This window comes from Alcaligenes sp. Me129, from assembly GCF_050487245.1.
Lineage (GTDB): Bacteria > Pseudomonadota > Gammaproteobacteria > Burkholderiales > Burkholderiaceae_B > Alcaligenes > Alcaligenes phenolicus.
Genome location: NZ_JBKQGX010000022.1, coordinates 34,196 through 59,713, shown reverse-complemented (window position 1 = coordinate 59,713; position 25,518 = coordinate 34,196). Strand labels below are relative to the sequence as shown.

Sequence of the window (25,518 nt, the reverse complement as noted above, 5' to 3'; positions counted from 1 at the left end):
TCCCACCCCCACCCGACCCTTCACATAAAACACAATCCAATCATCGGCGGATTTGCTGATCCGTTCACAGGGCAGTCATACGCCCTTCCTACACTGCCCGCAGTCCTGATCCGATGCCAACTGAGCAGCCCACCCCCACGCCCAGTCTGGCCTCTCTTTTCACTTTTCTACACGAGTGGCTGTATGACCTTCTCTCCCCGTCTTCCCAAGTCCCCGGCATTGCAGCGCATGCAGCAAGCCGGGCTTACTCTGTCCATGGCCCTGCTGCTAAGTGCTTGTAGTGGTGGCTCCGGCGGCAATGATGGCTCCACCAGTCCTGGCGTGGACCCGGAACCCCCTACCGTTGAACCCGGCGACAAACCCCAGGCCCTGGGTGGCAAAAAAGCACTGATCGTCACCATCGACGGTTTGAGCTACGAAGCCTTGTTGCAAGCCCGTCAGGCCGGCCAGCACCCCGCCCTGAAATCACTGACCATCGCCCCCGCACAAACCGGCGGCTATGTCGGCACCAGCAGCGAACAACGCACCCTGCCCGTCCCTGGCTGGGCCTCCCTGATCACCGGCGTTTGGGCAGACCAGCACGGCCTGCGTGGCGTAGGCACTGCCGCTCCCACACTGAGCGCCCCCACCCTGCTAGCCCTGGCTGACAAGCAGCCCCAGGCCGCCATGGCCCTGAGCGCCGCCGACTACCGCAAGCTGCTGGGTGAAGACCTGCAGGCCGGACGCATCGTCGAAGCGGCCAACTGCACCGATTCCGACAGCTGTGTCAGCGAGCAAACCGAAAAATACCTGCAGCAAGGCAAATCCCTGATCCTGGCCCAAATCCAGGCTCCCGCCCGTGCCGCATCCCAGGGTGGCCTGGGTGGCCAGGCCTACCAGCAAGCCGTGCAAGCCTCGCTGGCCTCCGTGGACAAACTGTTTGCCCTGATCGAAAAACGCAAGCAGGCAGACGCGTCGGAAGACTGGCTGGTCATCCTGACCACCAGCTATGGACTGGACGAATTTGGCGGCACCACCGGCTCGCAATTCAACCGCAACAAGACCAGCTTCATCGCCACCAACAAGACACTGGCCTCCCTGCCAGCGGCTGACAGCCCCATCACCAGCACCACAGACATGAACACCCTGGCGGCTGTCATCGACATTGCCCCCACCGTGCTGTCCCACCTGGGCATCCAAAGCGAACAGTACCGCTTCCGTGGCTCACCACTGCAAGCTGAAACTCGTGTGCGCAACGTGTCCTTCAGCAAACCCGCCGACAAGAACATGGTGGACCTGAAATGGGTACTGGATGGTGACGCCTCACAGGAAATCCAGGTCATGCGCGACGGCAAGCTGATCGCTACCCTGCCTGCCGGCACAACCCAGTACTCCGACCCAATGCCCACCTCGGACACCGAGCAGATCTACTCGCTCTATTACTCGATCCAGACAGGCAAGGCAGCTTCCGCCCTGAAAGCAGAAGTAGGTTACAAGCCCCCACCCAAACTGGCTGACACCCTGAAAAATGGCCTGCAAAGCTACTACACCTTCAGCGCCCAGCCCTTTACCGACAGCAAAGGTGGCAGCAGCCTGCAAACCTCCACCCCATCCGTGCCCGCCGGCCAACTGATTGCCGCCGACTTCCTGGACCCCAGCATCGCCAAAGGCGGCCTGCGCATCCTGGGCAGCAATGTTGATGCCAATGGCAACCGAGGCTACCGCCTGGCCATGAGCCGCGACCTGTTCTCCCTGAGCAGCGTGCCCAAAATGACCATCGGCTTCTGGTTCCGCACCCCCGACAACTGCCAGGGTTACGGCGCTTCCATCATGGCCAACAAGAACTACGACTCGGGCAACACCGCCGGTTTTGCACTGGGCCTGTTCAACTCCGGTGGCTGCGATATCCGCTTTAACACCGGCTACGGCGGTGGCCGTAATGAAAGCCAAGGCTACAACGTCACACCCAACGAGTGGGCTTATGTTGCCGTCGTGATCGACAAGACAGATGGCCGGATGATGGGCCACGTATTCGACCCCAAGAAAGGGGCGCAATTCAGCTCCGTAGCCCTGGAAGCCCGCACGATCCAGGCCCTGGGCGGCACTGGCACGGGTGAGCTGGGCTTGAACGAAGACGTTACCGGCCAGTACTACAAACGCTGGGGACGCAGCGACATCAACATGGACTTTGGCGAGCTGGCCATCTGGGATCGTGCCCTGAGCACGGACGAGCTGACCAGCATCTATGAATCTCGCCAACCTTTGTCCAGCCTCCAACCCTGATCGCCACGCAAGGACTTTTCATGACTCCCAAGAACACCTCACTTACCTTCGAGCGCCTCAAACGCGCATCTGTCTTGCTGATGTTCTGCGGGCTGCTGGCTGCCTGCGGCAGCGGCGGCGGTAGCGGCTCGGATGACACCGGCTCGCCGGAAGGACCGACCGAACCGGGCAAGCCCACTCCAGAACCTGCGCCGCAACTCAAATGCGCCCCTTGATTGATTAAGAGATTAAGCACAATGACTTCACGCCGCACATTCCTACGTAACATGACGGGTGCCAGCCTGGCAGCCGGCTCTCTGGCCGCCTTTCCTCCCAGCATCCGCAAGGCGCTCGCCATCCCGGCCAATAACAAGACGGGCACCATCAAGGACGTAGAGCACATTGTGGTTCTGATGCAAGAGAACCGCTCCTTTGATCACTACTTCGGCACCCTGAAAGGCGTACGTGGTTTTGGTGACCGCTTCACCATTCCACTGCCCAATGGCCGCAACGTCTGGCAGCAAAATGTCAGCTCGACCGAAACCGTGATGCCTTATCACCTGGACAGCACCAAAGGGAATGCCCAGCGCGTCAACGGCACCCCGCACTCCTGGTCGGACGGCCAGGCGGCCTGGGACCACGGCCGCATGGCTTTCTGGCCCAAGCACAAGAACCGCCACTCCATGGGCTTTTATCGCGAAGCCGAAGTGCCCTTCCAGTTCGCCATGGCCAATGCTTTCACCCTGTGCGATGCCTACCACTGTTCCATGCACACGGGCACGAACTCGAACCGCATGTTCTTGTGGACCGGTACCAATGGGCCCTCGGGCAGCGGCGAATGTACGGTGAACAACGCCTGGGACAGCCTGGGCCCCTCGCTACTGGGTTACGAGTGGAAAACTTACCCCGAGCGTCTGGAAGAAGCCGGCATCAGTTGGAAGGTGTACCAGAACCTGCCTGACAACTTCACCGACAACTCCTTGGCAGGTTTCAAGCAATACCGTCGTGCCAACGAGAAGTCCGGTCACCCGCTGACTCACCCACCCTACGAACCCTCGGACAATATCGGTAATCCGCTGTACAAAGGCATCGCTAACACCATGCCCGATGGCGGTTTCTTTGGCCAGCTGCGTAAAGATGTAGAAGAAGGCAATCTGCCCCAGATCTCCTGGGTGGTGGCTCCCGCCAATTACTCCGAACACCCAGGCCCATCAAGCCCGGTGCAAGGTGCCTGGTACACCCAGGAACTGCTGGATGCTCTGACAGCCAACCCCGAGGTCTGGAGCAAGACCGTACTGCTGGTCAACTTTGACGAGAACGACGGCTTCTTTGACCACGTGCCTTCGCCCTCCGCGCCATCCATTGATCCGGTCACCGGCAAGCCCGCAGGCAAAACGTCCTTGAGCGAAGAAGAAATCGCGTTCGAATACTACAACTACCCCAGCCCCAAAGGTCTGTTGGGCCAGCCCCCCCGTGACGGCAAGGTCTTTGGCCCCGGCGTGCGCGTGCCCATGTACGTGATCTCCCCCTGGAGCCGTGGCGGTTGGGTGAACTCGCAAGTGTTTGACCACACATCCGTCATCCGCTTCATGGAAGAACGCTTCGGTGTGATGGAGCCCAATATCAGCCCCTACCGCCGTGCCGTGTGTGGCGACCTGACTTCGGCCTTCAACTTTGCCAGCCCGAACGACGAGCCGCTGCCTACCTTGAACGGCCGTCGCAGCCGTCAGGAAGCCGACTCCATCCGCAGCGCACAAGAGCGCTTGTCCCAAGTGCCTCAGCCCGTGGACAACCAGCGTATTCCCGTACAGCAAACCGGTGTGCGTCCATCGCGTGCCCTGCCTTACGAACTGCACGTCAGCGCCCGTTGCGACAGTGAAAAAGGCGTGCAACTGCTGTTCTCCAACACAGGTAAGGCCGCCGCTGTTTTCCACGTCTACGACAAGCTGAACCTGGACCGTATCCCGCGCCGCTACATGGTCGCTCCCGACCAGATTCTGGACGATGTGTGGGACGTACAGGCAAATAATCTGGGGCACTACGACCTGTGGGTACTGGGCCCGAATGGTTTCCACCGCCACTTCCGTGGTGATGTCAGCGTATTGAGCCAGCCCGAAGCCGCCCGTCCAGAAATTCGCGTTTGCTACGAAGTGACCAAGGGCGACATCTATCTGGAAATGATGAACGGCGGCCAGTCTGCCTGCACCTTCACCATCCAGTCCATGGCATACCGCGAAGACGGCCCATGGGAAGTCACCGTGGAACCAGGCAAGCAAGCCAAGCAATCCTGGGTTCTGAAATCCAGCGGTCACTGGTACGACTTTGTGGTGCGCAGCAACAGCGACCCAAGCTACTACCGTCGTTTCGCTGGCCGCGTGGAGTTTGGCGAGCACGGTGTCAGCGATCCGGCTCTGGGCATTCCGGCTTACCTCTAAGACTTAAACGCTGTGCATCTATAGTTCTCTATCGTCTGACTATGTGTGCGTGCGCACCACGCACACGTTTTGCCCCGATGCCTTTGCTTGGCATCGGGGCTTTTTTTATTGATTGTGAGTGATGTCAAACGGGATCTGAAAGCCCGCTGATCCAGCAAGCTTAGCGGGAAAAGCGCGACCGTAGATTCAAGCCAATATAATGCCTTCTACGTTGCCGCTTTCTTTTCGTCGCCACTCTTTCCTCTTTGACCTGGACCGGTATCCGGGCGCTGCCCAGCTCCACAACCGCGCGCAAAACAGCAGAGTAAGCAGTATGAGCAGGCAGGCAAACATCAGCCCCTGCATACATAGCACGCTCACTGGACAAGGGGGACTCATCGGCCAGAAACAAAATTCCGACATTATCCAGCTGCCGCATCGCGGAAATAACGGCGTACACATCAAACGCGCTCTCGCCCTCCCCGTCAATAATCAGAATGCGCAAGCGCTTTCCGAAAGTGGCAAGGTCTGTAGGACTGGTTGCTACCGTCGTGCACACCCCGGAGCCGGCCAAATAATCATGCAGGGCCAGCATATCGCCCACACGCGATGATGCAGGCTGTGCAATCAGGAGAAAAACCACATCAAAATCATACATAGGGCGCGATACGCAGTCCTGTTATCACCGACCACCCTGCATCAATTTGATAATGGCCTGTGTATGCTGGGCGTTCTGGGTTCCGATCAGCAAACGTCCGTCGGAAATCGTTTCACTGATACGAGCCACACTGACCAACTGCCCCTGCACACTCAAGAGCAGATAATGCCCTCTTGCCTGAGCCGTGACACTGCGCAGTTTGCTAATGCCGTTCTGGTTCATCTCCAGTAGCAAAAACGTACCTTGATCCTGAGTGGTTACTGGCGTGACGCGGTGCAGATCGGATTGCGTCAAAACAGGCTGGGGCAGCGCATACAGCGAGGTCCCCCCCACATCCACGGCCACCAAGGGCGCTTCTGCTTTCTCTTGCGCCAAATGCAGGGTAATAACAGTTTGAGCTTGGGCACGTGAGGCCGTCGGTGCCGCCGTGCTGGCATTGGTCGAACCACCCGCGCCTTGCATGACAGGCGGTGCTGGATCTACAGGTTCGGAAATATGACGAGGCATTGTTTGCTGACAAGCAGCCAGGCCACCAGCCAGAATCAACACCGCTAATTTGTGCAGAATATTCATTGTTTTCTCGATCAAGGCACACACCCGGCCAAGACGGGTGTGTGCCTGGTTGCCGCATCCAACTTAACGTTGGCCTTGAACTTCGATATCGACCCGACGATTCGGTGCCAGGCAGGCAATCAAATCACTGCGATTGGGCTGATCACACTGCACAAGGGGGCGGTCCTGACCAAAGCCTTGCGTCACAATTGCGGCTGCTGGAATGCCCTGGGCGGACAAGGCCTGTCGTACCGTCTGGGCACGTTGTTGCGACAAACGCTGATTCGATGCCGCACTTCCAATCCGATCCGTATGGCCGGAAACCGTCACCCGTTCGATGTTGGACATTTGCTTGAGCTGGCCGGCAATATCACGAATCGTGCTCAGGCCTGCGCTGGTCAAGGTCGCGCTGCCAAACGCAAAGGCCACGTCCCCGGAAAGCGAAAACGGCTGAATGGTTGCAGTTTTCGGTGCCGCATCCAGAACAGAAGCACACTCACTGGGCTTCCAGTAAAAGCTGCGACCCAACTTGTCCTGATCAAACAGCACCTTGAACTGACAAGTCTTGATGCCCTGTGCCGTGTTGAAGTGAAACAGATAATCCCACTCGCGAACCTTGAAGCCTTCAGCAAAGTGCGGACGACCCAGCAAGTCATACAACTGATCGCGTGTCACGCCTTCCCGGACCTGACGCAGATTGTCGATATTCGGGTAAGAGCCCGTGTGAAAAGTTGCTTTGTCCACTTCTGGAAACACCGGGTTTTCCGTGTGGCCCTCCGAGTCCACCTGACTCAAGGTTCCGCAACCAGCAAGCACCAGACTGCCCAGCAAAGCAGCCCCAAACCAATTTTTCTTCATGATCTGAATTCCTTCAAAAGTGTGTGCTGTGCATCGGCGCCAATGCGCCGATGCACCATAGAGTCAGGGCCGACTTACCATTGATAACCAATGCCCACGGCACCACCGTAATCACCGCGCGAAGTGGTATTGCCCGAGAGCTTGTAAACCCACTTACCGTTATCGGTGATTCCGGAGAAGCCAATAGCCATACCGGACTCTCCACGCCAGGTACCGCCGGCCATGGACATCATGTGCTTGCCCGGCAAGTAAGCCTGAGGCAGAGACGCTGTTGCCATCGCGGCCGCCACACCTGCACTTAAGCGGTTATCCAGACGATTGATATCGTGGCGAATATTGTTGATCTGGCCTTGCAGATTGCCCGCCACCTGATTCAACTGGCTTACGTTGACCGCATCGGTATCATTGACGCCCGCGGCCACATTGGTGATGTGCTTGCCGGACATATTGATGCCGTTCTCGTTGATGATCGGACCACCGTTATTGATCTGAATTTCATCGGCCTGAACATTCACTGCCGTAATGGAATTGACCTTCAGATCCTGGGACACCGACACCTTGATATCAGCGCCAACGGTCTGGCCTGCATCATTGACCCGGTCCGTCTTGGAGATCACGATGTTGTCGCCTTCAACAAAGCCCACGGTGTTGCCATTGTGGATAGGCGTGCCGTCACCGGAGCCATTATTGCCACCACCTGTGGAGCCAGAGCCATTGCCATTGGAACCACCGTTATTGCCACCTTCCTTGCCATCCGTCGGTGCTTCAACATTCCAGTGCATGCTGTCCAGAACATCTTTCAGGGATGTGTGCTGGCCGCCGTTGTAGGCAAACGAGCCGTTTCCATCCAGACCAATGAAGGACTCGATAGGCTGGAGCTGACCATAATTGACGGCATCCGTCGGATTGCGACCGGCGGCAACATTGGTGATGCGCATATCACCTGCGTTGATGCCAGCCAGGGTGATGCTCGGGCCATTATTGATGGTCAGGCCGGTGTTACCCAGGTGTACGTCGTTTCCTACCGCAACCCCTGCGTTGTTGATGACGGTATCGCCGGTCTTCAGGCTGCCATCTGCTCCCAGATCAATGTCCTTGTTCAGCTTGACTTCAACCTTGCCGTCATTGCCGTCACCCGTTTGCGCAACCGTGATGTTCTCATCACCCACAAACGTCACGAATCCGTTCGGGCCAATATTGGCGCTATTGCCATCCGCATCAGTCACATTCCAGCCTGCGCTGGCGACATCACTGACTTGCTTAAGCTGATCTTCGGTGGCCGCCTGGCCACTGGTAAATTTGTTTGGATCAAAAGTCTTGTTAGCCAAGCCCCCAATCGTGCCATTCGCACCATTGATCGTGACCGGGTTCGCTCCGCCCACAACTACCTGCGTGCTGCTGATAGCCGTGTTGTAACCGTCCGCATCTACCACTGTGATCGAACCTGCGCCAACTGTGGTCTTGTCACCGGCGGCATTCGTCACCGTGGTGCCTGCAGCCGTCGTGGTGGTCTTGTTGCCAGCATCATCATCCACCGTCAGACCGTCATTGTTAACGACCGTGTTTCCAGCCTTCAGACTACCGTCTGCGCCCAGATCAATGTCTTTGGACAAGGCCACACGAATCACGCTGTTGCCAGACGCATCCTGCTCAATCTGAGTCATGATGTTCTGACCAGCGTCAAACTTCGTCCAATCGGTATTAGTCTGAGCCCCAGCAACCGTCACGGTAGAGCCCAGCTTAGAAGTAAATGGACCGCCATCATTGGCAACAAATACTAAGCCTTTATCCGTTAGGCCACCAGTTGCCGCTTGTAAGTCACCTACGTTTGTTACGTTCAGTAAGTCATCACCTGTGATATCAGCTAAGTTTTGACCACCTAAACCACTCGCCACATTCGTGATTTGTACGGCATTACCAGTTGGGTTTAACGTGAGGTTACCCGCCGCATCACCACCAAGCACCGGACCTGTGTCGCCACCAACTTGAACTGTGTTCAGACCTTTGACGTTTTCGGCCAACTGAATGCCCAAGCTACCATCGTCTTTCTGAACCACACCGATGTTGTTCTCGGTCAGAGCTGCCACATCAGCACCGCCAACCAGGCCCAAGGTCTCGTTCAGCTTGCGCTCAACCACCTTGCCGTCATCACCCACGAAGCGCAAACCGTCATTCAAGGTCGCCACTTCTTCGATGCTGCCATCGGACTTCTCGTACACGAGACGGGTCTTGCTCTTGCCATCAGCCCCATCATTACCGGCCAGGCCCGGGGCACCCATCGCCACCGTCAGATCGGCACCTGTACCGTCTTTACCGGTTATACCGATGGAGCCGTCCTTACCATTAAGACCCACGCCAGGCTGACCGTTCTCACCGTCTTTACCCGGTGTCCCGTTCTCACCCAGGATAATGGTTTCCAGACCCGTGATGTCCTTGGACAAGGCCACACGAATCGCACTGTTGCCATCAGCATCCTGCTCAATCTGAGTCATGATGTTCTGACCAGCATCAAACTTCGTCCAGTCGGTATTGCTCTGGGCACCCGCAACCGTCACGGTAGAACCCAGCTTGGAGGTCAAGGGGCCTCCATCATTAGCACTGAAATTTAAACCCTTAGCTGTCAGGTCACCACTTACTTTAGCCAGTTGATCTTCCGTTGCGGCTTGACCACTAGTAAAGCTATTCGGATCAAAGGTCTTGTTGGTTAATCCGCCAATCGTACCGGTATCGCCATTAACTACGACAGAGTTCGTGCCACCAACCGTCATCTGATTGCCCGCAATCACTGTCGTACCGGCATCATCCTTCACGCTAATATTGCCTGCACCCACAGTGCTGCTGTTGCTGCCGTCAACCACATTAAAACCGTCATTATTCATCACGGCATGACCAGTAGTCACGCTAGTCAGGTCTAGATCTTCTTGGGTCTTTACCGTAAAAATTGTCTGACCTTCGGTGCCTTTTGACTCCTCTACACCGATATTTTTACCTGCTTTAACAACAGTGCGAGCGGCCAAAAGGGCATCACCAACATTGTTGTAATTCGTATCACCAATATTGTAGGTGGGATTGCTAACCTCCCCTGTTTTCGGATCATAGGTTGAACCCCCGCCCAGGTTTTCAGCAAGATCACCACCAGTTTTATCGGTAATTGCTTTATGCATCTTCAGCTGAGATACATTTACGGCATCAGTGTCTGCACCACCAGCCGCTACATTTTGCAAACGCCTTTCATTTCCTGCGCCTGCAACAACGCTGCCCGCACCATTACCAATAGAAACGGCGCCTGTGGCGATTGCACCAGCAGCCCCGGACTCATACAAAAAGGCCTCGTGAGTTGTATAGTCATTGGTAGTAGACTCTGTACCGATTGCAATACTGTTTTTATGATCCACCGAAGATTTTGAACCAAGTGCGACACTATCGGCAAAATTAGCTTTAGCACCAACACCAACTGCAATCGAGTTCTTTTCATGAGCTTCCGACAAACTCCCTAAAGCCAATGCATTTTCACCAATAGCTTTAGCGTTTGGCCCCATAGCAAACGAACGGTCACCCAGACCTTCGGAATGCGCACCTAAAGCAAATGCATCCTTACCAGAGGCAATAGAACCTGCCCCCGAAGCAAAAGTATTCTCACCCGTTGCTTTTGCCTGATAGCCCATTGCCGTCGAATTCAAACCGCTGGCTTCAGAATGAGCACCAATTGCAAGCGAATAATTATTCTTGGCATTCGCGGCTGCCCCAAAAGCTATGGCATCTTGCCCTGTCGCCAGAGTCTGCTCACCCTCCATGTAGACAGTGCCATTTTGGGCTCCCGTACTACCTGCATTATCAATGTCTGCAGCACCAATAGCGATAGAACGCTTACCCGTAGCTGTTGCAGAGTGTCCTACAGCAAGAGACCCAAGACCAGTTGCTGCAGCAACATTCCCAATTGCTTGCGCAAAATCTGCTGTAGCAGCAGTCTGACGCCCCATCGCTAACGCTGTATTACCAGTAGCCAATGCTGCGGGGCCGATTGCCAACGAAGCAACATTTTGTGCCTTTGCTTGCGACCCAATAGCGACTGCAAGAGCGCTCTCACCATCCGCTGCTTGAGCGCCATGCCCTAAAGCAACAGAACCTTGTTTAGCTTTAGCGCCCGTTCCTATAGCAACAGACTGATATGTTCCTGATGTATCTAGATTCTTATTGTGTGGATTCTCTCTGTCAAAAAAGTGTGTGTTGCTATCATCTTTATCATCAGCTAAAGAGTTGCAGCCAATCGCAATTGAATTCTTCTTGCCTGCTTGAGCTTGGGTGCCGCCCTTACACTCCGAAATAGCAGTCCCAGCGCCCGTACCACCGCTAATGCCAGTGGCCGCCAAAGCGCTGCCCATGGCCAACGCACCAGTCGCCAAGACTGCGCCCGCAACCGCCGCCTTGACCGAGCCAGAACGCTTACCCCTGGCCCTTTTGTGTTCAGAAACGGCAACAAATGTTCCCGTTTGCTCATTCCAGATGGTTTTGTAGACGTGATTCATCTCTGTTCCTGATCCTTTAAAGAATACGTGTTGAGTGCTACGTGGGTGTGAGTAGGGTTGAAACTGTCTCGAACGCACAAAGGCTCCGCCCCCTCCCAAGGGGGCAGGACGCAGGGAGGTTCTATGAAGTAGCCTTGGACGGCGTGCGCGCCGGCATCGACGCTCAACTGGAAATCCAGGGCAGTCTCAATTCCTTCGGCGATGACGTATTGGCTGATGCCACTCGCGGCATGAACCCAAGAATGAAGGGTGGCAAGGCCATCCCTGTCCCGTGCCTGATGCACCAGGGACTTATCAATTTTTATGACCTGGGGACGGATCTGCCGAGCCAGATCCAAGGTGTTAAATCCGGTCCCAATATCATCAATGGCAACGTTGCAGCCCAGGCCGCGCAAGGTGCGCAGCAGGCTAATGGCGGCTTTCTGATCAAAGACAGAAGCCGTTTCGGTAATTTCCAGGGTCAAACGGCTGGCCAGCTGTGGCGCACCGCGCAGCACCGCAATCAGCAGCCGCCACCACGGCCCCTGTTGCAAAGACAAGGGGGAAATATTGCAGGCAAGGTGAACATCCGGATAACGCTCCAGCACCTGTACCACCGACCAAAGAACGCTGGCATCCAGGCGTTCGGTCACATGCAAGCGCTCTATGGCCTGAACAACCAGCGCACAAGAAACGGGCTCAGTACTGTTCTGCGCGTCATCCCAGCGCAACAGTACTTCGTAGTACAGAACCTGCTCACGATCCTGCACAAAGACCACAGGCTGAAATGACAGGGCAACCTTCTCGTCCCGCATATCTGCAAAGAAACGAGTCGCCAAAGCCATGTCGCGCCGAGTCTGCTCGCAAACGGGAGGCTGAAGCTCGGAGAAGGCAATGGTGCTGGCCAGAGACTGCAAATGAGACAGGCAAACCGGGCGGTCGCCCGATGCTTCAACCCAGGCCGGAACAACATTGACCAGGATGCGGTCCGAGCCGCAGCGAATGGGCTCATAGCACAGCGCCGCTTTGACTCGTTCCAGAAACAGGTCCTTGTCAAGCTGGGTGGGCAGACGACAATTCGTCAAGCCAATCAACACCACTTGATCAAGCACCAGGATGTCGCTGCGTGTTATGCCGTAGGGACGCAGACGCGCCGAAATAGCGGACAAGAAGGCTTGCTGGAACAGGCGTGCATCATAGGCCTGGGCAAGCGTTGCCAGTCTTCGCAAGCCTAAAAGCAAATAGCTGCTTGAAGGAGTAACTTGCTGCAACCAGCAGGACAATGACTCTACCGACTGGACGCCCATTACGCGCCCCGCATTGTCAGTTGGCACTTTGGACACTGAGCTTGGATCAGCGCCTGACTTTCAACCGGGCAGCGGTCAAAAAGCCTCCTTTATGTCAACATCCATTCCATAACAAATAGACACGTTTGTATGTGGAAATTACGCTGAAAAGGATCATTTCGATGCGCTATTCGGTTGGGACTAAAAGGAGGCTTCTTGTCAAAATCGCAAGCCTATTTACGCCTTTTCTTAACCATTGTTGACGCTTGCCTATGGCTGGCTACAACGTTCTTCAGAAAGTGCATCGGCCAGACCTGCTTCGTGTTGACACACATGTGGCCGCCGCTAACACTTAATCAGTATCTGCATCTGAAACACAGCGTTAATAAAAAATTACGTAATAGTTTTTATTGCAGTACGAGCTACCTCAATCGCCGTTTACGTGGCAGCAGGTTTGCATGCGGTTAGTAAAACTTGACATCGCGTGGCCAACATTCCACTAGACCATCTTGGGTTTACTAACATCGATTGCACTGGGATGCGGTCGGAGGGGGGGGAGAGAGGCTGCGCTTTGCGCTAGGAAGATGGGTACTATGAGTAAGAAATATGGATATGCACGCGTTTCAACACAGGATCAAAACCTGGACCTACAGATCGCGGCTTTAAAAAAGGTGAATTGTGATCATATCTATACGGATAGAGGGATATCCGGGGCTAAAGCAACACGTCCAGGATTGAATCATCTGCAGCGAAAACTGAAATCGGGTGACACGCTTATTGTCTGGCGTCTGGATAGGCTGGGCCGATCACTACGCTATTTGGTCGACACGATCGATCGTTTAGGCAAAGAGAATATCCATTTCATTTCCTTGACGGAAAATATAGACACGACAACATCGGGTGGTAGATTGCTGTTTCATATGATGGCCGCCCTGGCTGAGTTTGAGCGCTCGCTGATTAGCGAACGCACTCGCGCAGGAATGGCAGCAGCGCGTGCCAATGGCAGGCCACTAGGCAGACGTCCTGCCTTATCACCCGCCCAACATAAAGAAGCCCTTATTGCGTTGACCAATCAAGTTCCGCTGGACATCGTTGCCAAAAAATATGACGTGCATCCCAGGACGATACGCCGCATCAAGGCCATGGCCTCGACATAGCGGGCTCAACGCAAGTGACTTTATTAGTCAGCATTGCCGCCAGACAACTAGGTGGCGGCAATGATCTGTAGGGGAACAGGGCAAGCACCCTACCGCCTTTTACTGCACCAGCTGATTCATCTCGATAATTGGCAGCATCACGGCCAGAACAATCAACAGCACCAAACCACCCATCAGCAAAATCATCAAAGGTTCCAGCAAGGCGGTCATGGTCAGGGCTTTGCGCTCCAGCTCGGTTGATAAGGTCGTCGCGGCCCGATCCAGCATGGGTGCCAGTTCCCCGGTTTTTTCACCGCTGGCAATCAGTTGGACTAATAGCGGCGGGAACAAGGCACTGCGCTGCAAGGCGGTCGCCAAAGGCAGACCCTCGCGCACATGAATAGCGGCCTGATTCACGGCATCGCGCAAGGCCAGATTGGACACAGTACGCCCGGCCGCTTCCAATGCCGTTAGCAAGACCACATTGCTGCCAGCCAGAATGGCCAGCGTGGCGGCGAAGCGAGCGGTATCGACACCCAGCAAGTAGCCCCCCAGAACGGGTACGCTTAACAGACGCCGATGAAAGGCCAGCTTCAAGGTCGGCTGTCGCAGCAAAAAAGCCACCAGGCCAGCCGCCAGTAAGAACACAACAAATAACACCAGGCCCCATTCACGCAGCAGATCACTGGCGCTGATCATGACCCGAGTCAGCATGGGCAGTTGCTGTTTGGCTTGGGTGAAGGCCCCTACCACTTGCGGGACGACGTAGCTCAGCAAGAACACCACCATCGCCACCGAAATCAGACTGACAATGGCAGGGTAAATAAAGGCCGTCAGCACCTTGCCACGAAGGGCGCCGCTATCCTCGATAAAGCTGGCTAAACGATCCAGCACTTGCTCCAGCTCGCCCGACTGCTCCCCTGCTCGTACCAATGCCCGATAGATTTCCGGGAAGTCACGCGGGTGATTGGCCAAGGCATCACTCAAGCTTTGCCCTGCCCGAATATCCGCACGCAGGGCTGCCAGCAATTGCACCAGAGGCCGACGCGTCGCCTGCTCAATCACCACGCCCAGGCTGGCCTCCAGAGACAAACCCGCCGCCACCAGACTGGCTAACTGACGAGTCAGCCAGGATAACTCGGTACGACGCAGACCCGCACTGCGAGCACGGGCAGCGGCTCGGCTACGGCCAGCCTTCAAGGAAACCGTCAGCAGACCTCGGGACAGTAATTGCTGACGCGCCAGCCGTTCACTCTCGGCCTCCAGCACACCCCGCTCGCTGCGTCCGGCCTGATCCACCGCCTCATAGTGATAGGTACCCATGCTGTTTCACCCCTCTATAACTCGCGCGTGACGCGCAATACTTCTTCAGGGGTACTGATGCCCTGCTCTACCCAACGCTGGGCGTCCTCGCGCAAGCTGCGCATGCCCGACTCACGCGCGGCCTGACGCAAGGCAGGTTCGGCCCCGGCAGCATTCAACAAGTGCTGGGCACGTTCGTCGATGCGATACAGCTCGTGAATCCCGGTACGGCCTTGATAACCCGTGTGAGCGCATTGCTCGCAACCATCAGGACTGGCCCGGTACTGCCCGTGCTCGGCAGGCTGACGACAATGTCGGCACAGCTTGCGTATCAGCCGCTGGGCCAGCACGCCACGCAAGGTAGACGCCAGCAAAAAAGGCTCCACACCCATATCGACCAAGCGAGTCGCGGCGGACACGGCATCGTTGGTGTGCAAGGTGGCCAGCACCAGGTGACCTGTCAAAGAAGCCTGCACCGCAATCTGTGCGGTTTCCAGATCCCGAATTTCCCCGATCATGATGATGTCCGGGTCCTGTCGCAATATGGCACGCAAGGCACGTGCAAAGCTCAACTCAATACGGGGATTGACCTGCGTCTGGCCTACGCCGGGCAAGTCATATTCAATCGGATCTTCCACCGTCAGCACATTGCTGCGGGCTGTATCGACACGGCCCAGAGCGGCATACAAGGTGGTGGTTTTACCGCTGCCGGTAGGCCCGGTAACCAGCACAATGCCGTGTGGTTGATGAATCAGCTCATCGAGCTGAGCCAGGATGTCCGGGGCCATGCCCAGACGCTCCAGCTCCAGTTGCCCGGCTGACTTGTCCAGCAAACGCATCACGGCACGTTCGCCATGTCCGGTAGGCAGAATCGAGACACGCAGGTCCAAGGCCCTGCCCCCCACTTTCAGGGCAATACGGCCATCTTGGGGCAAGCGTTTTTCGGCAATATCCAGGCTGGCCATAATCTTGATGCGGGACACTAAAGCACCATGCAAGGCTCGACGCGGGCTGACGATATCGCGCAAACGGCCATCCACCCGGTAACGCACGACCGAATGGGTTTCATAAGGCTCCAGGTGTATATCACTGGCACCATCCCGCACCGCCTGGGTGAACAAGGCGTTGATCATGCGGATGACCGGCGCATCGTCCTGGTTTTCCAGCAAGTCGGTGACAGCGGGCAGTTCCTGCATCAGGCGATCCAGGTCCACCTCATTGGCAGCCGCATCCACCACGCTGGCGGCATCGTCGCCCTGTGCGTAACTGGCATCAATCAAGGTATCCAGTTCCGCATCAGGCACTTGGCGCTCGTCCAGCTCGGGGTAGCGTCGCCGCAATTCCACCAAGGCCCAATCCGGTGTGCGTTCGCTAATGACCAGCGTACCCACACCTTGCTGCTGCGTCAGCACCGCACGGTGCTGACGTGCCCAGGAGTACGGCAGGCGGGTCATAAGGTCTCTCGCAAGTCCACGGTTCCGGACGAGCCTGCGGCCTGCGGCAAGACCATGTGTCCCGCATCCGGGTGGAACCAGGTGGAGCGATCCGGCAAGCCTGTCTGCACGGCACGCATGTAGTTGTAGCGGTCCAAAGACAGGCTTTGGCTATCTTGGGCATTACGCACAATATGAGGGCGCAGGAACACCATCAAATTAGTTTTGGTACGCTTGCGTTTCTCGTATTTGAAGAGGTTGCCCACCAGCGGAATGTCGCCCAACAAAGGCACGGACTGTGTGCCGTCCTCGATCGAATCTTCCAGCAAACCACCCAGCACAATGATCTGGCCATCGTCCACCAGCACATTGGTACTTAGCGCACGTTTGCGCGTAACAGGCGAGTTGGCCGAGACCGACATGGCGGTATCAATGCTGCTGACCTCCTGGTACAGCGCCATCTTGACGGTGCCGCCTTCGGAAATCTGCGGGCGCACCTTCAGGGTCAAGCCCACGTCCTCACGCTGAATGGTCTGGAAGGGATTGCTGGCCCCATCACCCGTGGTGGTGTATTGCCCTGTCACAAAGGGGACGGTGCGGCCCACCATGATGCTGGCCTCTTCGTTATCCAGTGTCATCAGGTTTGGCGTGGATAGAATATTGGTGCCCCCTTGGCGTTCCAGCGCACGCGCCAGAACACCCAGATTGACCACCTGCTGGCCCAGCACATTCACCGTGCCTTTCACCACACCCAAACTTAAACCGGCGGCCAGCGAATCCAGTGTGGTTGCCCCGGCCTTGGTGATGCCGCTGCCGCCCAGATTGGCACCGCCCACAAAGCCCGAACCACCGTCCGCGATATTGCCGCCGCCCGTCATCCACTGAATACCGAACTCGGCAGCATCCTCCGCGTTCACTTCCACGATCAGGCTTTCCACCAGCACCTGAGCACGACGTTGATCCAGCTGATCAATCACTTCACGCAAGCTGCGGTAGACCGGATCGGGAGCGGAAATAATCAAAGTATTGGTGGATGGGTCGGCTTGCACGGTCGCACCACCCGCGCTGAAGGCCACAGTGCCGCTGGCATTGTTCGCAGCGCTCAAACCCAACTCCCCTTGGGGCTGCTGGCCCGTTGTCGCCGAGGTCGTCATGGCCTTGGCACCGCCCGTGGTGTTGGTATTGGTGTCAGGAGCCAGACTATTGTTGTTTTGCTGCTGATTCCCTGTGGACGCATTCCCCGAACCCGATTGCCCGGTCAAGGCCGCTCGCAACACTTCGGCCAGCTGCACGGCCTGGGCATTACGCAAATAGACCACATGCAAATTGCCCTTATTGCTTTCCGGGCTGTCGATACGGCGTATCAGATCGCGCGCCAGATCCAGACGGGCCGGACTGCCTGCCCGCACCAGCACGGAATTACTGCGCGGATCAGCCACTACGGTAATGCGCTGCGCCACATCGTTGCCGGGCGTGTCCAGCATTTGCGAAGCCAGTGCCGCCACGTCCAGAGCTACTCCGTAATCAATCGGGATGATGTCGGTATTCAAGCCTGCGGGGGTATCAATCCCGGCGATCACCTGGGCAATACGGTCCAGATTGTCGCCATAGTCCGTCACGACCAAGGTGTTATTGGAGGGGTAGGCATTGATAGGGTTGTTGGGCGAAATCATGGGACGCAACACAGGCACCAAGGCCGTGGCGTTTTCATAACGCAGGGTGAACACACGGGTTTCCAGCTCGCCACTGCCGCTGGCCCCCGCACCGGCGGCACGCACGGCACCACCTTGTTGACGCGCTTCGGCTTCGGGCACCACGCGGCTGACCTTGCCATTACGCAACACGGCAAACCCTTGCATGCGCAGGGCAGACAACAGCATCTCGTAGGCGGTACGGGCATCGACCGGTACTTCGGACACCAAAGTCAGTTGTCCTTTTACGCGAGGGTCCACGATGAAGTTCTGGCCGGTAAAACGGGCCAAGGCAGCCACAACCCCATCCAGCTCGGCATCCACAAAATTCAGCGTGATGTCGTTGCCTTGCGGGAACTCGGCCGGGTCGGGCAAGTCGATCGGGGCGGCACTGCCCCCGACACGTTGTGGAACCCGACGTGTCACGGCCGGAGGCGAGGTATTGCTATTGGCAAAGCGCGGGTCAGCCTGAGTGCTACGAACAGGCGTCTTGCCTACCGAGGCAAAAAACGAAGAAGGATCGGGGCCGGGCTCAGGTTTCTGACCATTGCTCGCACAGGCGCTCAACAGCACGGCTGCACCCAGGCCTAAAAGGAAGCGAGGCCGCAGCCCAGGAAGTCGTTTAGTCAAGGTACTCATAGTCAAAATATCGTTATTCCTGCTTGCTAGTCGTTGTGGCTATTCGCCATTGGGTCACACCCTGACGCTGAGGCCCCAAGGCCTCCAGTAACTCTTTGAATCGTTGATCGTCGGCTTGTCTGGCTTGGGCGCGTCCTTCAAACAGCCCGCCATCCGGCCCCCACTGACCTTGACCTGCCAAGGTCAAATCCCCCGCCAAGGTACGCAGGCTTAACTGCACGCCCTGACCCTTGCGGCTGACTGCCAATTGGTAATCACCCAACTCGGCCTGGGCCGCCAGCACGGAGCGTGCATTACGCCAATCCAGTTCCAGCAACGGCCCGTTTTCAGCGGCCAGAGCCTGACTGGGCCAGCGCAGCTGCAATTGCCCTTGCGGTTGCACGGTCTGCAACAAAGGATGCAAACGTCCTAACAGCGCGGCGGGAGCGGTCAGGCTTTGGCCCGAAACACGCCAACCTTGCAGGCTGGCTTGCAGGCGCACAGGCTGATCCAGCCAGCCATGGCTCAACTCCATTTGCGGCCAGGGTGCCAAACGCCAACGCCAGCTGACAGGGCCGGGAACAGTGCGGGCCAACAGACCCGAGCCCACGACCAGCAAGCCTTGACCGGAGGCCAGGCTGCCATGGGCGGTTTCCAGCCGTAGCGGCAACTGCTCGGGCTGCCAGGCCAGCATCATGCGGGCAGGCAGAAAGGGCACGGCGGCCAGCAGCAGACACAGCGCCAGCAAAACCCACCCCATGATCTTGGCCAGCTTTTTCATGAAGGCTCTCCTGCACGCAGCACAATGCGGCCATCCAGCAGACCGGCGCGTTCACGGCTATCGACCACAGAGCGACTCATGCTGACTTCCTGCACGGCAAAGCCCAGCACGCGGGGGGCGTGCATCAGCCAATCCATCAAGGCGGGAGCGGCCACAGCCTGACAGACCAGAACACGTTGCTCGGCCTGTGACTGCTCTGTCTGACACTGGGTACCCAAGGTCTGCAAGCTGCGCTGCAAGGCCTTGTCTTGCCCTTGTCCATCCACAGGCGCGACCAGCTCTTTATCCAGCACCTGAATTTGCGACAGCACGGTTTGCAGTTGCGCCATCTCGTACTGCAGACGAGGCAGCTCCTGTTTTGCCAAGGCCAGATCACGAATGGCAGGACGTAAAAGCAACAACCACAGAAACATCAAACCCAGCAAAGCGCCCAATACCGACAAGGCCAATTGATCCCGACGGCCCAAGGCTTGCCAGTACTGTCTTGCCAGGGCGAGCTTGCTTTGTACGGTCAGCCATACAGGCTGGAGTGCGGTGAATTTGCTCATTGCGGCACCCCCTTCTGGCTGGCTGCTTGCGCTGCTTTGCTGAAACCAATTTCCCATTGGCGGGCAGACTCGCCCTGCTTCCACTCCAGATCCGATTCAGCCGGCAAAGGCTGCGCGGCCAGTTCGCTGGCCAGCGTCAAATGCAATTGCTGATCTTTGAAACTCAATGCCCGCACCTGTCCTTGCAAAGCAGGCCACTGCACGGCGCTGGCCATCAATAAACGATCAAAGGGAGCCGAGGCCGGGCTTTTCTCGGTCAGCAAACCATCACGATGCTGTCTGGCCTGCGTCAAGGGTGCAACGATAACGGGCAGGTGTGGCAAGGCTTGCCGAACCGCCTGCTCCATCTGGGTCTGTACCTGTTTCATCTGTGATCGCAACGATTGCGCCTGCTGCTGCAAGACCAAGGTCCAGCTCAAGATGGCGGCCAAAGTCCACCACAGGCTTTGTCGTAGCACGCTGCTACCACCATTCGACGCCATCTCTGGCATCAGCAAGGAGCAGGCCGGCACCGTCAAGTTTTGGCCCTGGCCCTGCCTGTCTTGTTCATGGCCATCGGACCAGGCGTAAACCCCGCTCAAAGGCAGTCCCAACTGACGCGCCTGCTCCCCCAAAGCCAGCAAAGGCTGGCGCTCCGTCCAGGCCAATTGACTCATCCCGGACGGCCCCGGTGCCGAACAGGCCACCCACACCTGTTCGATAGGGCTCAAGCACATAGGCTCGACCGCACTACACGCCACAGCCTGCCGCCGCGAGGCGCTGACCGAGGGAATACGCGCTTCCGTCACCGTCGCCATCCCTGCAGGCAGGACCAGTTCCAAAGAGCGGGCCAGGCCCTTGAACTCCTGCACCTCTCCCCGTCCACGGCGCAATACCCTGGCGCGCTTGTCCCGCAGCACAAAGTCCACCGGCTGATCCAGCCTTGGCGGAGAGTCCAAATAAATACGCAGCACTTTGCTCATCACTTCAACGAATCCAGACAATCCGGCTGCGGTCCGCAGCCCTGTTGATCAGGGCCTGGGTTGCCACCCGGCTATGGTCAAGTCGTAACTCGCCACTTAATAAAAACCATTCACTGCGCACGCTCAGCGTTTGCCCCTCCAGCGCCTCCTGACGTTGGAGGCGGGCCTGCACATCGGCCTGATCCCGAAACCACTGGCCCCGGTCGCGCTGCTCCAAGAGGCCACGCCATTCCACCAGGCTGACGGAAGGCTGCACGGCCGCCAGCACCTGGGCACTGGCGGTATTCACATTCACGGATTTGGCTTGCGGCAAATAGCTCAGATATGGCTCCAGCTGCTTGGCCTGTTGCTCTGCATTGGGAAAGAAGTCCTGCAAATGAGAGGGCCAAGGCGCTTGCCCGGCCTGTGCCCGCTCCAATCGCTGGGCCAGCTCCAAAGCCAAAGAGGGTTCCTGCTGCACACTGCCCAGCAATTGCTCCAATGCCTGCACATAGCGGGCCTGAATGCGGCCATCGCGCAGCAATAAAGCCAGATTGAATTTGCCCTGCTCATCCTGGATATAGCCGGAGAAGTAAGCCGCACGGGTCTTGTCCGGAGTCTCTATCTTCAGCTCGCTCAGGGCCTGCGCCCACAGTCCACCTTTGTGCGTCACAGCGGAGCGCTGCGAGTCCAGACGCAAGACCAGCACAGCCCAATCCAGCGCGCCGCGCAGCAACCAGTTGGCCTGCATGTAATCGCGCTCGCTGGCCAACTGGGTTGCCAGCCCACTTTGACGCTGGACGATGCCCATGGTGGCAATGGACACCGCCATCACGACCACCAGCGCATTGATCACCGCCATGCCTTGTTGAGATGCCCGTTTCATAGCAGCATCACCACTTTGCGATACGGGTGCTCCTGCCCTTCCAACTGCACTGTCAGTTCTATGCCTGTAGCGGCTGCCCCGGCTTGATCGGGCCACGGCCAGCTTTGCCAGCCACGCGCCGGAATCCAGATACGCAAGTTCCAGGCGGTGACCTGCTCCAGCACATCTTGCAAGGGGCCCAACTCGGGCAAGGGGTAAACCGTTCCTGCCTGGGCAATAGCCCGTTGCAATACGCCTTGCTGCAAACGCCATTGAATCTGCTGGGTTCCCGCTCTGGCTTCGGCGCGACGTTCAATCATCAGGATGGCCGGGCCTTCGCCCTTGGCTTGCCAGCGAATACTGGCGGGCAACACCGCCATCGCCCCCGTCGGATCCACAGGACCTGGCGCGGTGGGCAGATGCAACTCCAGATCCCGGCCCATTTGGGATAAGACATTGAACAAGGCCTGGGTCTGACGCGCCTGTCGGCCAAGCTGCTCATCCGCGTGCAAGACCGCATCCAGGCCACGCCAGGACATCAGACTGATCAAGGCCATGATGGTCAGGGCCACCAACATTTCCACCAAAGTGAAGCCTTCCTGGCTCGCGTCTGTCATGGCAAGGACGCCAAGGTCGCGTGCAACTCGGCCAGCACGGGGCCTTGGGGCAAGAAAGCTTGTACCGTTACCTGACGAAAGAAGCGATTGGCCGTGGCCTGTACGGTTTGCTTGCACTGCAAGTTCAAGGAACCCTGACGACAAGGCACAACGGTTTCACCCGGATCGGGAAACAGGCGGCGCAGCCGCATCTCGGCCACCACACCATCGGCTGCCAACAGAGCCAGGCTGCGTTCATGCATGGCCTGGCTACCAGAGGCGCTAAGGCCCAGTGCGTGCAATCCGGCGGTCAAGGCCACCGAGACGATCGCCAGCGCAATCAATACTTCAATCAAACTCATCCCACGCTCTGTCATGACTGCACATCAAAACGGCCCGTCGGGTCGCTGCGTAAATGCAGGACCTCGTGACCATCATCCAGCTCCAGCTGACGCGGCGCGGACAACCATTCATTCACAAAAACCCACGGTCCCGCCGGCTCCAGGCGCACACGCACTGATTCCAAAGTCCAGGATCGTTGAGGAAACAACTGGGCAAAGCGGGCCTGATCGCGCAGCCAGCCCGGTGTGGGGCTGGCACCATCCGTAGCGTTCGGGATCAAGCTGAAGCGATAGCCCTGCTGATCCGCACTCCAGGCGACGCTACGCCCGCTTTCACGCACATAGCTTTGCAGTTCGGCCAGACGCAGAGCCAGTTGACGGGCTTCTCGCTGTATCCCCTGATCCCGGTCCAGCACCAGCACGCTTAAACCCGCACTGCTGACAATGCCCACGATCAGCAAGACCACCAAGGTCTCGATCAAGGAAAAGCCCCGCTGAGCCACATCAGTCCCAGTTGCCTATGTCGGCATCACTGCCCGACCCACCGGCCTGCCCATCCGCCCCCAGCGAGAACACATCAATCTCGCCATGAACGCCGGGTTGCAGATACTGGTACGGATTGCCCCAAGGGTCGTTGGGCAGGCGGTCCATATAAGGACGCCAGTTGCGTGGCTCGGGAGGCTGGGTGGGACGCTGGTGCAGTGCCGCCAAACCTTGAGCGGTACTGGGGTAACGGCCGTTATCCAGGCGATACAGCTTCAGGGCCTGTGTCAGGGCAGCTATGTCCTGACGAGCGGCGACGGCACGTGCCTGATCGGGACGGTCCATCAGACTGGGGACGACCAGGGCCGCCATAATGCCCATGATGACCACCACCACCATGACCTCAATCAGAGAAAAACCTTGTTGAGCGCGGGACTGAACAGAGCCGGCCAAACGGCGTGCCGGACGGCGAGATAAAGTAGATCGAGACATGAAGGAAATAAGCTACCCAAAAAAACCCAAGCTCTTGTCATACGGGCTTCATGCAGCACACGCACACTAAGAGCCCTTAAGACAGCCATCTCGGCCGTCTGCCAAAGCACTATGCGATGCAGTCTAAATGGGTATTATTTCCGCCATATTTCCGTCACATCTTTGGTTGCGTCTGTGTCAGGCCGGTATCGCTCTGGCCCTGATCAATTTGCTGATCAACCTGTTCCTGCCCTCGGATGGGACCATTGCGCCGGTACTGGAAGAAGACCACCGCGAGCAGATCAGCACGCAGCAAATTGCGCAGTGGTTTGGAGGCAGCACCGCGCTGCCCGAGTTGCGTTTGCATGGCATGATCGTAAGCGGCCAGGCGGGGGCAGCCCTGCTCAGCATCAATCAACAACCGGTACGTGCGTATCGCCCTGGGCAGGAGCTGGCACCGGGTGTGCTGCTGGATTCGCTGCAACGCGAACACATTGTGATTACGGTAGATGCCGTGCCTCAACAAATCGCCACCGAGCGCAAAGGCCCCGCCATCATTCCCGGTATCCAGCAAGGGGCTAAGCCCTGAATTGAAGAGTTAGCAGTATGATTTAAAGCTGTCTTTCTTCTTCACCCTGGTGGGTATGCCTGCTTTACTTCGTCACTGGTTTGACAGCCTGCGCCCCAAGTCGCTGGCCATTGCACGCCCTGAAATGCTGCGTGCCACGCTAGGCGCCACGCTTAGCGTGCTGTTGGTTTCCTCTCTTAGCCTGTACCTGTCGGATTTTGCACATACGCATCATTGGTTGGTGGCGTCCCTGGCTGCCAGCGCCTTGCTGATTTTTCTGGTGCCAAGCAGCCCGTTGGCACAGCCCTGGAACATATTGCTGGGCAATCTGGTGGGCGCACTCACAGGCATTACCTGCGCGGTGCTGCTCCCTCATCCGATTGCTGCCATTACGATGGCCGTCTGCGTTGCCATGCCCATCATGCTGGCCCTGCGCTGCGTGCATCCGCCCAGTCTGGCAATGGCGGTCTTTCCCGCTCTGAATGGTATTCAGAACTACGACTTCGTCCTGTTTCCGGTGCTGTTTGACTCCTGCGTGCTGATCCTTCTGGGCATGCTGTACAACCGCCTGACCGGCGTGGCTTATCCGCCGGTACATAAACCCGCAACACGCCCAGCCGCCACGCCAGCCCGCTTTACGGACCAGGATTACGATGCGGCTTTAAGCCACTACAACCAGACGCTGAACATCAGCCACGATGATCTGGAAAAGCTGGTCAGCTATGTGCACCAGTCTGCCTTCCGACGCAATCTGGGCACACGCCGCTGCTCCACCCTGATGAATGATGCGCCTCTGTCCTGCCTGGTCAGTACGCCCTTGCAGCAAGCCTGGGACATGATGCGCGAGCGCAAGATCAAGGCCTTGCCCGTGCTGGATCAGAACAAGCACGTGATTGGCATCCTGGCCCTGTCGGACTTCTTGCAACGCGCCGGACTGGATCAGCCGGATAATCTGCGCCAGCGACTCAAGCGCTTCTTGAGTCCCCGTCAGCATTCGGCTCCTACGGTGGCCGAGATCATGACAGCGCCTGCCGTCACCGCCAACGCAAACTGGTCGGTGGCAGAGCTGATTCCCTTGTTCAGCCAGGGCCGCCATCGTCACATGCCTGTGGTCAATGAGCACAAGGAGCTGGTGGGCATGATTACCCAGTCTGATCTGATGCTGGAGCTGTTCAGAATCCTGCAGCCACCACGCGGCAAGCAGGACTGAACATAAAGGTTCAGCAAAAA

22 protein-coding genes are annotated in these 25,518 nt (G+C 57.5%); 6 read left to right on the top strand and 16 right to left on the bottom strand.

The features are described from left to right. Positions 1-183: 183 nt before the first annotated feature. Genes ACLPGZ_RS17895 through ACLPGZ_RS17885 form a run of 3 tightly spaced genes read left to right on the top strand, consistent with a single transcriptional unit; the run spans position 184 to position 4,676 of the window. Positions 184-2,262 carry a LamG-like jellyroll fold domain-containing protein gene (locus ACLPGZ_RS17895; RefSeq protein WP_429641786.1) on the top strand — a complete coding sequence of 693 codons (2,079 nt, stop codon included), beginning with the start codon at positions 184-186 and terminating at the stop codon, positions 2,260-2,262. Positions 2,263-2,282: 20 nt separating this feature from the next. Further along, positions 2,283-2,477 (top strand): hypothetical protein, encoded by a 195-nt coding sequence (locus tag ACLPGZ_RS17890; RefSeq protein WP_035271967.1) that lies wholly within the window; start codon positions 2,283-2,285, stop codon positions 2,475-2,477. Between the two features lie 21 nt (positions 2,478-2,498). Then, positions 2,499-4,676, top strand: coding sequence for a phosphocholine-specific phospholipase C (locus ACLPGZ_RS17885; RefSeq protein WP_239054568.1), 2,178 nt, complete (start codon positions 2,499-2,501; stop codon positions 4,674-4,676). Positions 4,677-4,836: 160 nt separating this feature from the next. Here ACLPGZ_RS17885 and ACLPGZ_RS17880 read toward each other — a convergent pair whose 3' ends face one another. The 5 genes from ACLPGZ_RS17880 to ACLPGZ_RS17860 form a co-directional block, all read right to left on the bottom strand. Next, positions 4,837-5,313, bottom strand: a complete 477-nt coding sequence (locus ACLPGZ_RS17880) for a hypothetical protein (RefSeq protein WP_429641784.1) — start codon at positions 5,311-5,313, stop codon at positions 4,837-4,839. Positions 5,314-5,337: 24 nt separating this feature from the next. Continuing rightward, entirely contained in the window at positions 5,338-5,886 is a 549-nt protein-coding gene (locus ACLPGZ_RS17875) for a SecDF P1 head subdomain-containing protein (protein ID WP_035272160.1), read from the bottom strand. A gap of 63 nt (positions 5,887-5,949) precedes the next feature. Continuing rightward, complete coding sequence (locus tag ACLPGZ_RS17870; protein WP_429641782.1) at positions 5,950-6,723, bottom strand: OmpA family protein; 774 nt, start codon at positions 6,721-6,723, stop codon at positions 5,950-5,952. A 74-nt stretch (positions 6,724-6,797) separates the two neighbouring features. Next, positions 6,798-11,249 carry a YadA-like family protein gene (locus ACLPGZ_RS17865; RefSeq protein WP_429641780.1) on the bottom strand — a complete coding sequence of 1,484 codons (4,452 nt, stop codon included), beginning with the start codon at positions 11,247-11,249 and terminating at the stop codon, positions 6,798-6,800. Continuing rightward, on the bottom strand, positions 11,246-12,535 hold the full coding sequence (locus tag ACLPGZ_RS17860; protein WP_429641778.1) for an EAL domain-containing protein: 1,290 nt from the start codon (positions 12,533-12,535) through the stop codon (positions 11,246-11,248). The genes ACLPGZ_RS17865 and ACLPGZ_RS17860 overlap by 4 nt, the downstream gene beginning before the upstream one ends. Positions 12,536-13,107: 572 nt before the next feature. Here ACLPGZ_RS17860 and ACLPGZ_RS17855 point away from each other — a divergent pair. After that, positions 13,108-13,671, top strand: a complete 564-nt coding sequence (locus ACLPGZ_RS17855; protein WP_035271953.1) for a recombinase family protein — start codon at positions 13,108-13,110, stop codon at positions 13,669-13,671. A 99-nt stretch (positions 13,672-13,770) separates the two neighbouring features. On the opposite strand, the gene gspF is transcribed toward ACLPGZ_RS17855, so the two are convergent. From gspF to gspG, 11 genes are read right to left on the bottom strand one after another with little or no spacing between them, the layout of a single operon-like run. Continuing rightward, positions 13,771-14,973 carry a type II secretion system inner membrane protein GspF gene (gene gspF, locus ACLPGZ_RS17850; protein WP_429641776.1) on the bottom strand — a complete coding sequence of 401 codons (1,203 nt, stop codon included), beginning with the start codon at positions 14,971-14,973 and terminating at the stop codon, positions 13,771-13,773. 14 nt (positions 14,974-14,987) lie between these two features. Further along, positions 14,988-16,406: a type II secretion system ATPase GspE gene (gspE, locus tag ACLPGZ_RS17845; RefSeq protein WP_115634007.1), complete on the bottom strand. Its 1,419-nt coding sequence runs from the start codon at positions 16,404-16,406 to the stop codon at positions 14,988-14,990. Then, positions 16,403-18,715 (bottom strand): type II secretion system secretin GspD, encoded by a 2,313-nt coding sequence (gene gspD / locus ACLPGZ_RS17840; protein WP_254002182.1) that lies wholly within the window; start codon positions 18,713-18,715, stop codon positions 16,403-16,405. The genes gspE and gspD overlap by 4 nt, the downstream gene beginning before the upstream one ends. Positions 18,716-18,728: 13 nt before the next feature. After that, the gene (gene gspN / locus ACLPGZ_RS17835; RefSeq protein WP_429641774.1) at positions 18,729-19,475 is read right to left on the bottom strand and encodes a type II secretion system protein N; all 747 of its coding nucleotides are present in this window, start codon (positions 19,473-19,475) and stop codon (positions 18,729-18,731) included. Continuing rightward, the gene (gene gspM, locus ACLPGZ_RS17830; protein ID WP_429641772.1) at positions 19,472-20,023 is read right to left on the bottom strand and encodes a type II secretion system protein GspM; all 552 of its coding nucleotides are present in this window, start codon (positions 20,021-20,023) and stop codon (positions 19,472-19,474) included. Before gspM ends, gspN begins: the two co-directional genes overlap by 4 nt. Further along, the gene (locus ACLPGZ_RS17825) at positions 20,020-20,985 is read right to left on the bottom strand and encodes a GspL/Epsl periplasmic domain-containing protein (RefSeq protein ID WP_429641770.1); all 966 of its coding nucleotides are present in this window, start codon (positions 20,983-20,985) and stop codon (positions 20,020-20,022) included. The genes gspM and ACLPGZ_RS17825 overlap by 4 nt, the downstream gene beginning before the upstream one ends. A gap of 4 nt (positions 20,986-20,989) precedes the next feature. Further along, positions 20,990-21,850, bottom strand: a complete 861-nt coding sequence (gene gspK / locus ACLPGZ_RS17820) for a type II secretion system minor pseudopilin GspK (protein WP_035271940.1) — start codon at positions 21,848-21,850, stop codon at positions 20,990-20,992. Beyond that, positions 21,847-22,446, bottom strand: coding sequence for a PulJ/GspJ family protein (locus ACLPGZ_RS17815; RefSeq protein ID WP_429641769.1), 600 nt, complete (start codon positions 22,444-22,446; stop codon positions 21,847-21,849). Before ACLPGZ_RS17815 ends, gspK begins: the two co-directional genes overlap by 4 nt. Next, the gene (gene gspI / locus ACLPGZ_RS17810) at positions 22,443-22,802 is read right to left on the bottom strand and encodes a type II secretion system minor pseudopilin GspI (RefSeq protein WP_429641767.1); all 360 of its coding nucleotides are present in this window, start codon (positions 22,800-22,802) and stop codon (positions 22,443-22,445) included. The genes ACLPGZ_RS17815 and gspI overlap by 4 nt, the downstream gene beginning before the upstream one ends. Further along, on the bottom strand, positions 22,799-23,269 hold the full coding sequence (locus ACLPGZ_RS17805; RefSeq protein WP_429641765.1) for a prepilin-type N-terminal cleavage/methylation domain-containing protein: 471 nt from the start codon (positions 23,267-23,269) through the stop codon (positions 22,799-22,801). Before ACLPGZ_RS17805 ends, gspI begins: the two co-directional genes overlap by 4 nt. 1 nt (position 23,270) lies before the next feature. Beyond that, complete coding sequence (gspG, locus tag ACLPGZ_RS17800) at positions 23,271-23,741, bottom strand: type II secretion system major pseudopilin GspG (RefSeq protein ID WP_021446951.1); 471 nt, start codon at positions 23,739-23,741, stop codon at positions 23,271-23,273. Positions 23,742-23,868: 127 nt separating this feature from the next. Between gspG and ACLPGZ_RS17795 the strand changes: the two genes are divergently transcribed. Further along, the gene (locus tag ACLPGZ_RS17795; protein WP_035271935.1) at positions 23,869-24,309 is read left to right on the top strand and encodes a hypothetical protein; all 441 of its coding nucleotides are present in this window, start codon (positions 23,869-23,871) and stop codon (positions 24,307-24,309) included. A 55-nt stretch (positions 24,310-24,364) separates the two neighbouring features. Continuing rightward, positions 24,365-25,498: an HPP family protein gene (locus tag ACLPGZ_RS17790; protein ID WP_429641764.1), complete on the top strand. Its 1,134-nt coding sequence runs from the start codon at positions 24,365-24,367 to the stop codon at positions 25,496-25,498. The last annotated feature ends 20 nt before the right edge of the window (positions 25,499-25,518 follow it).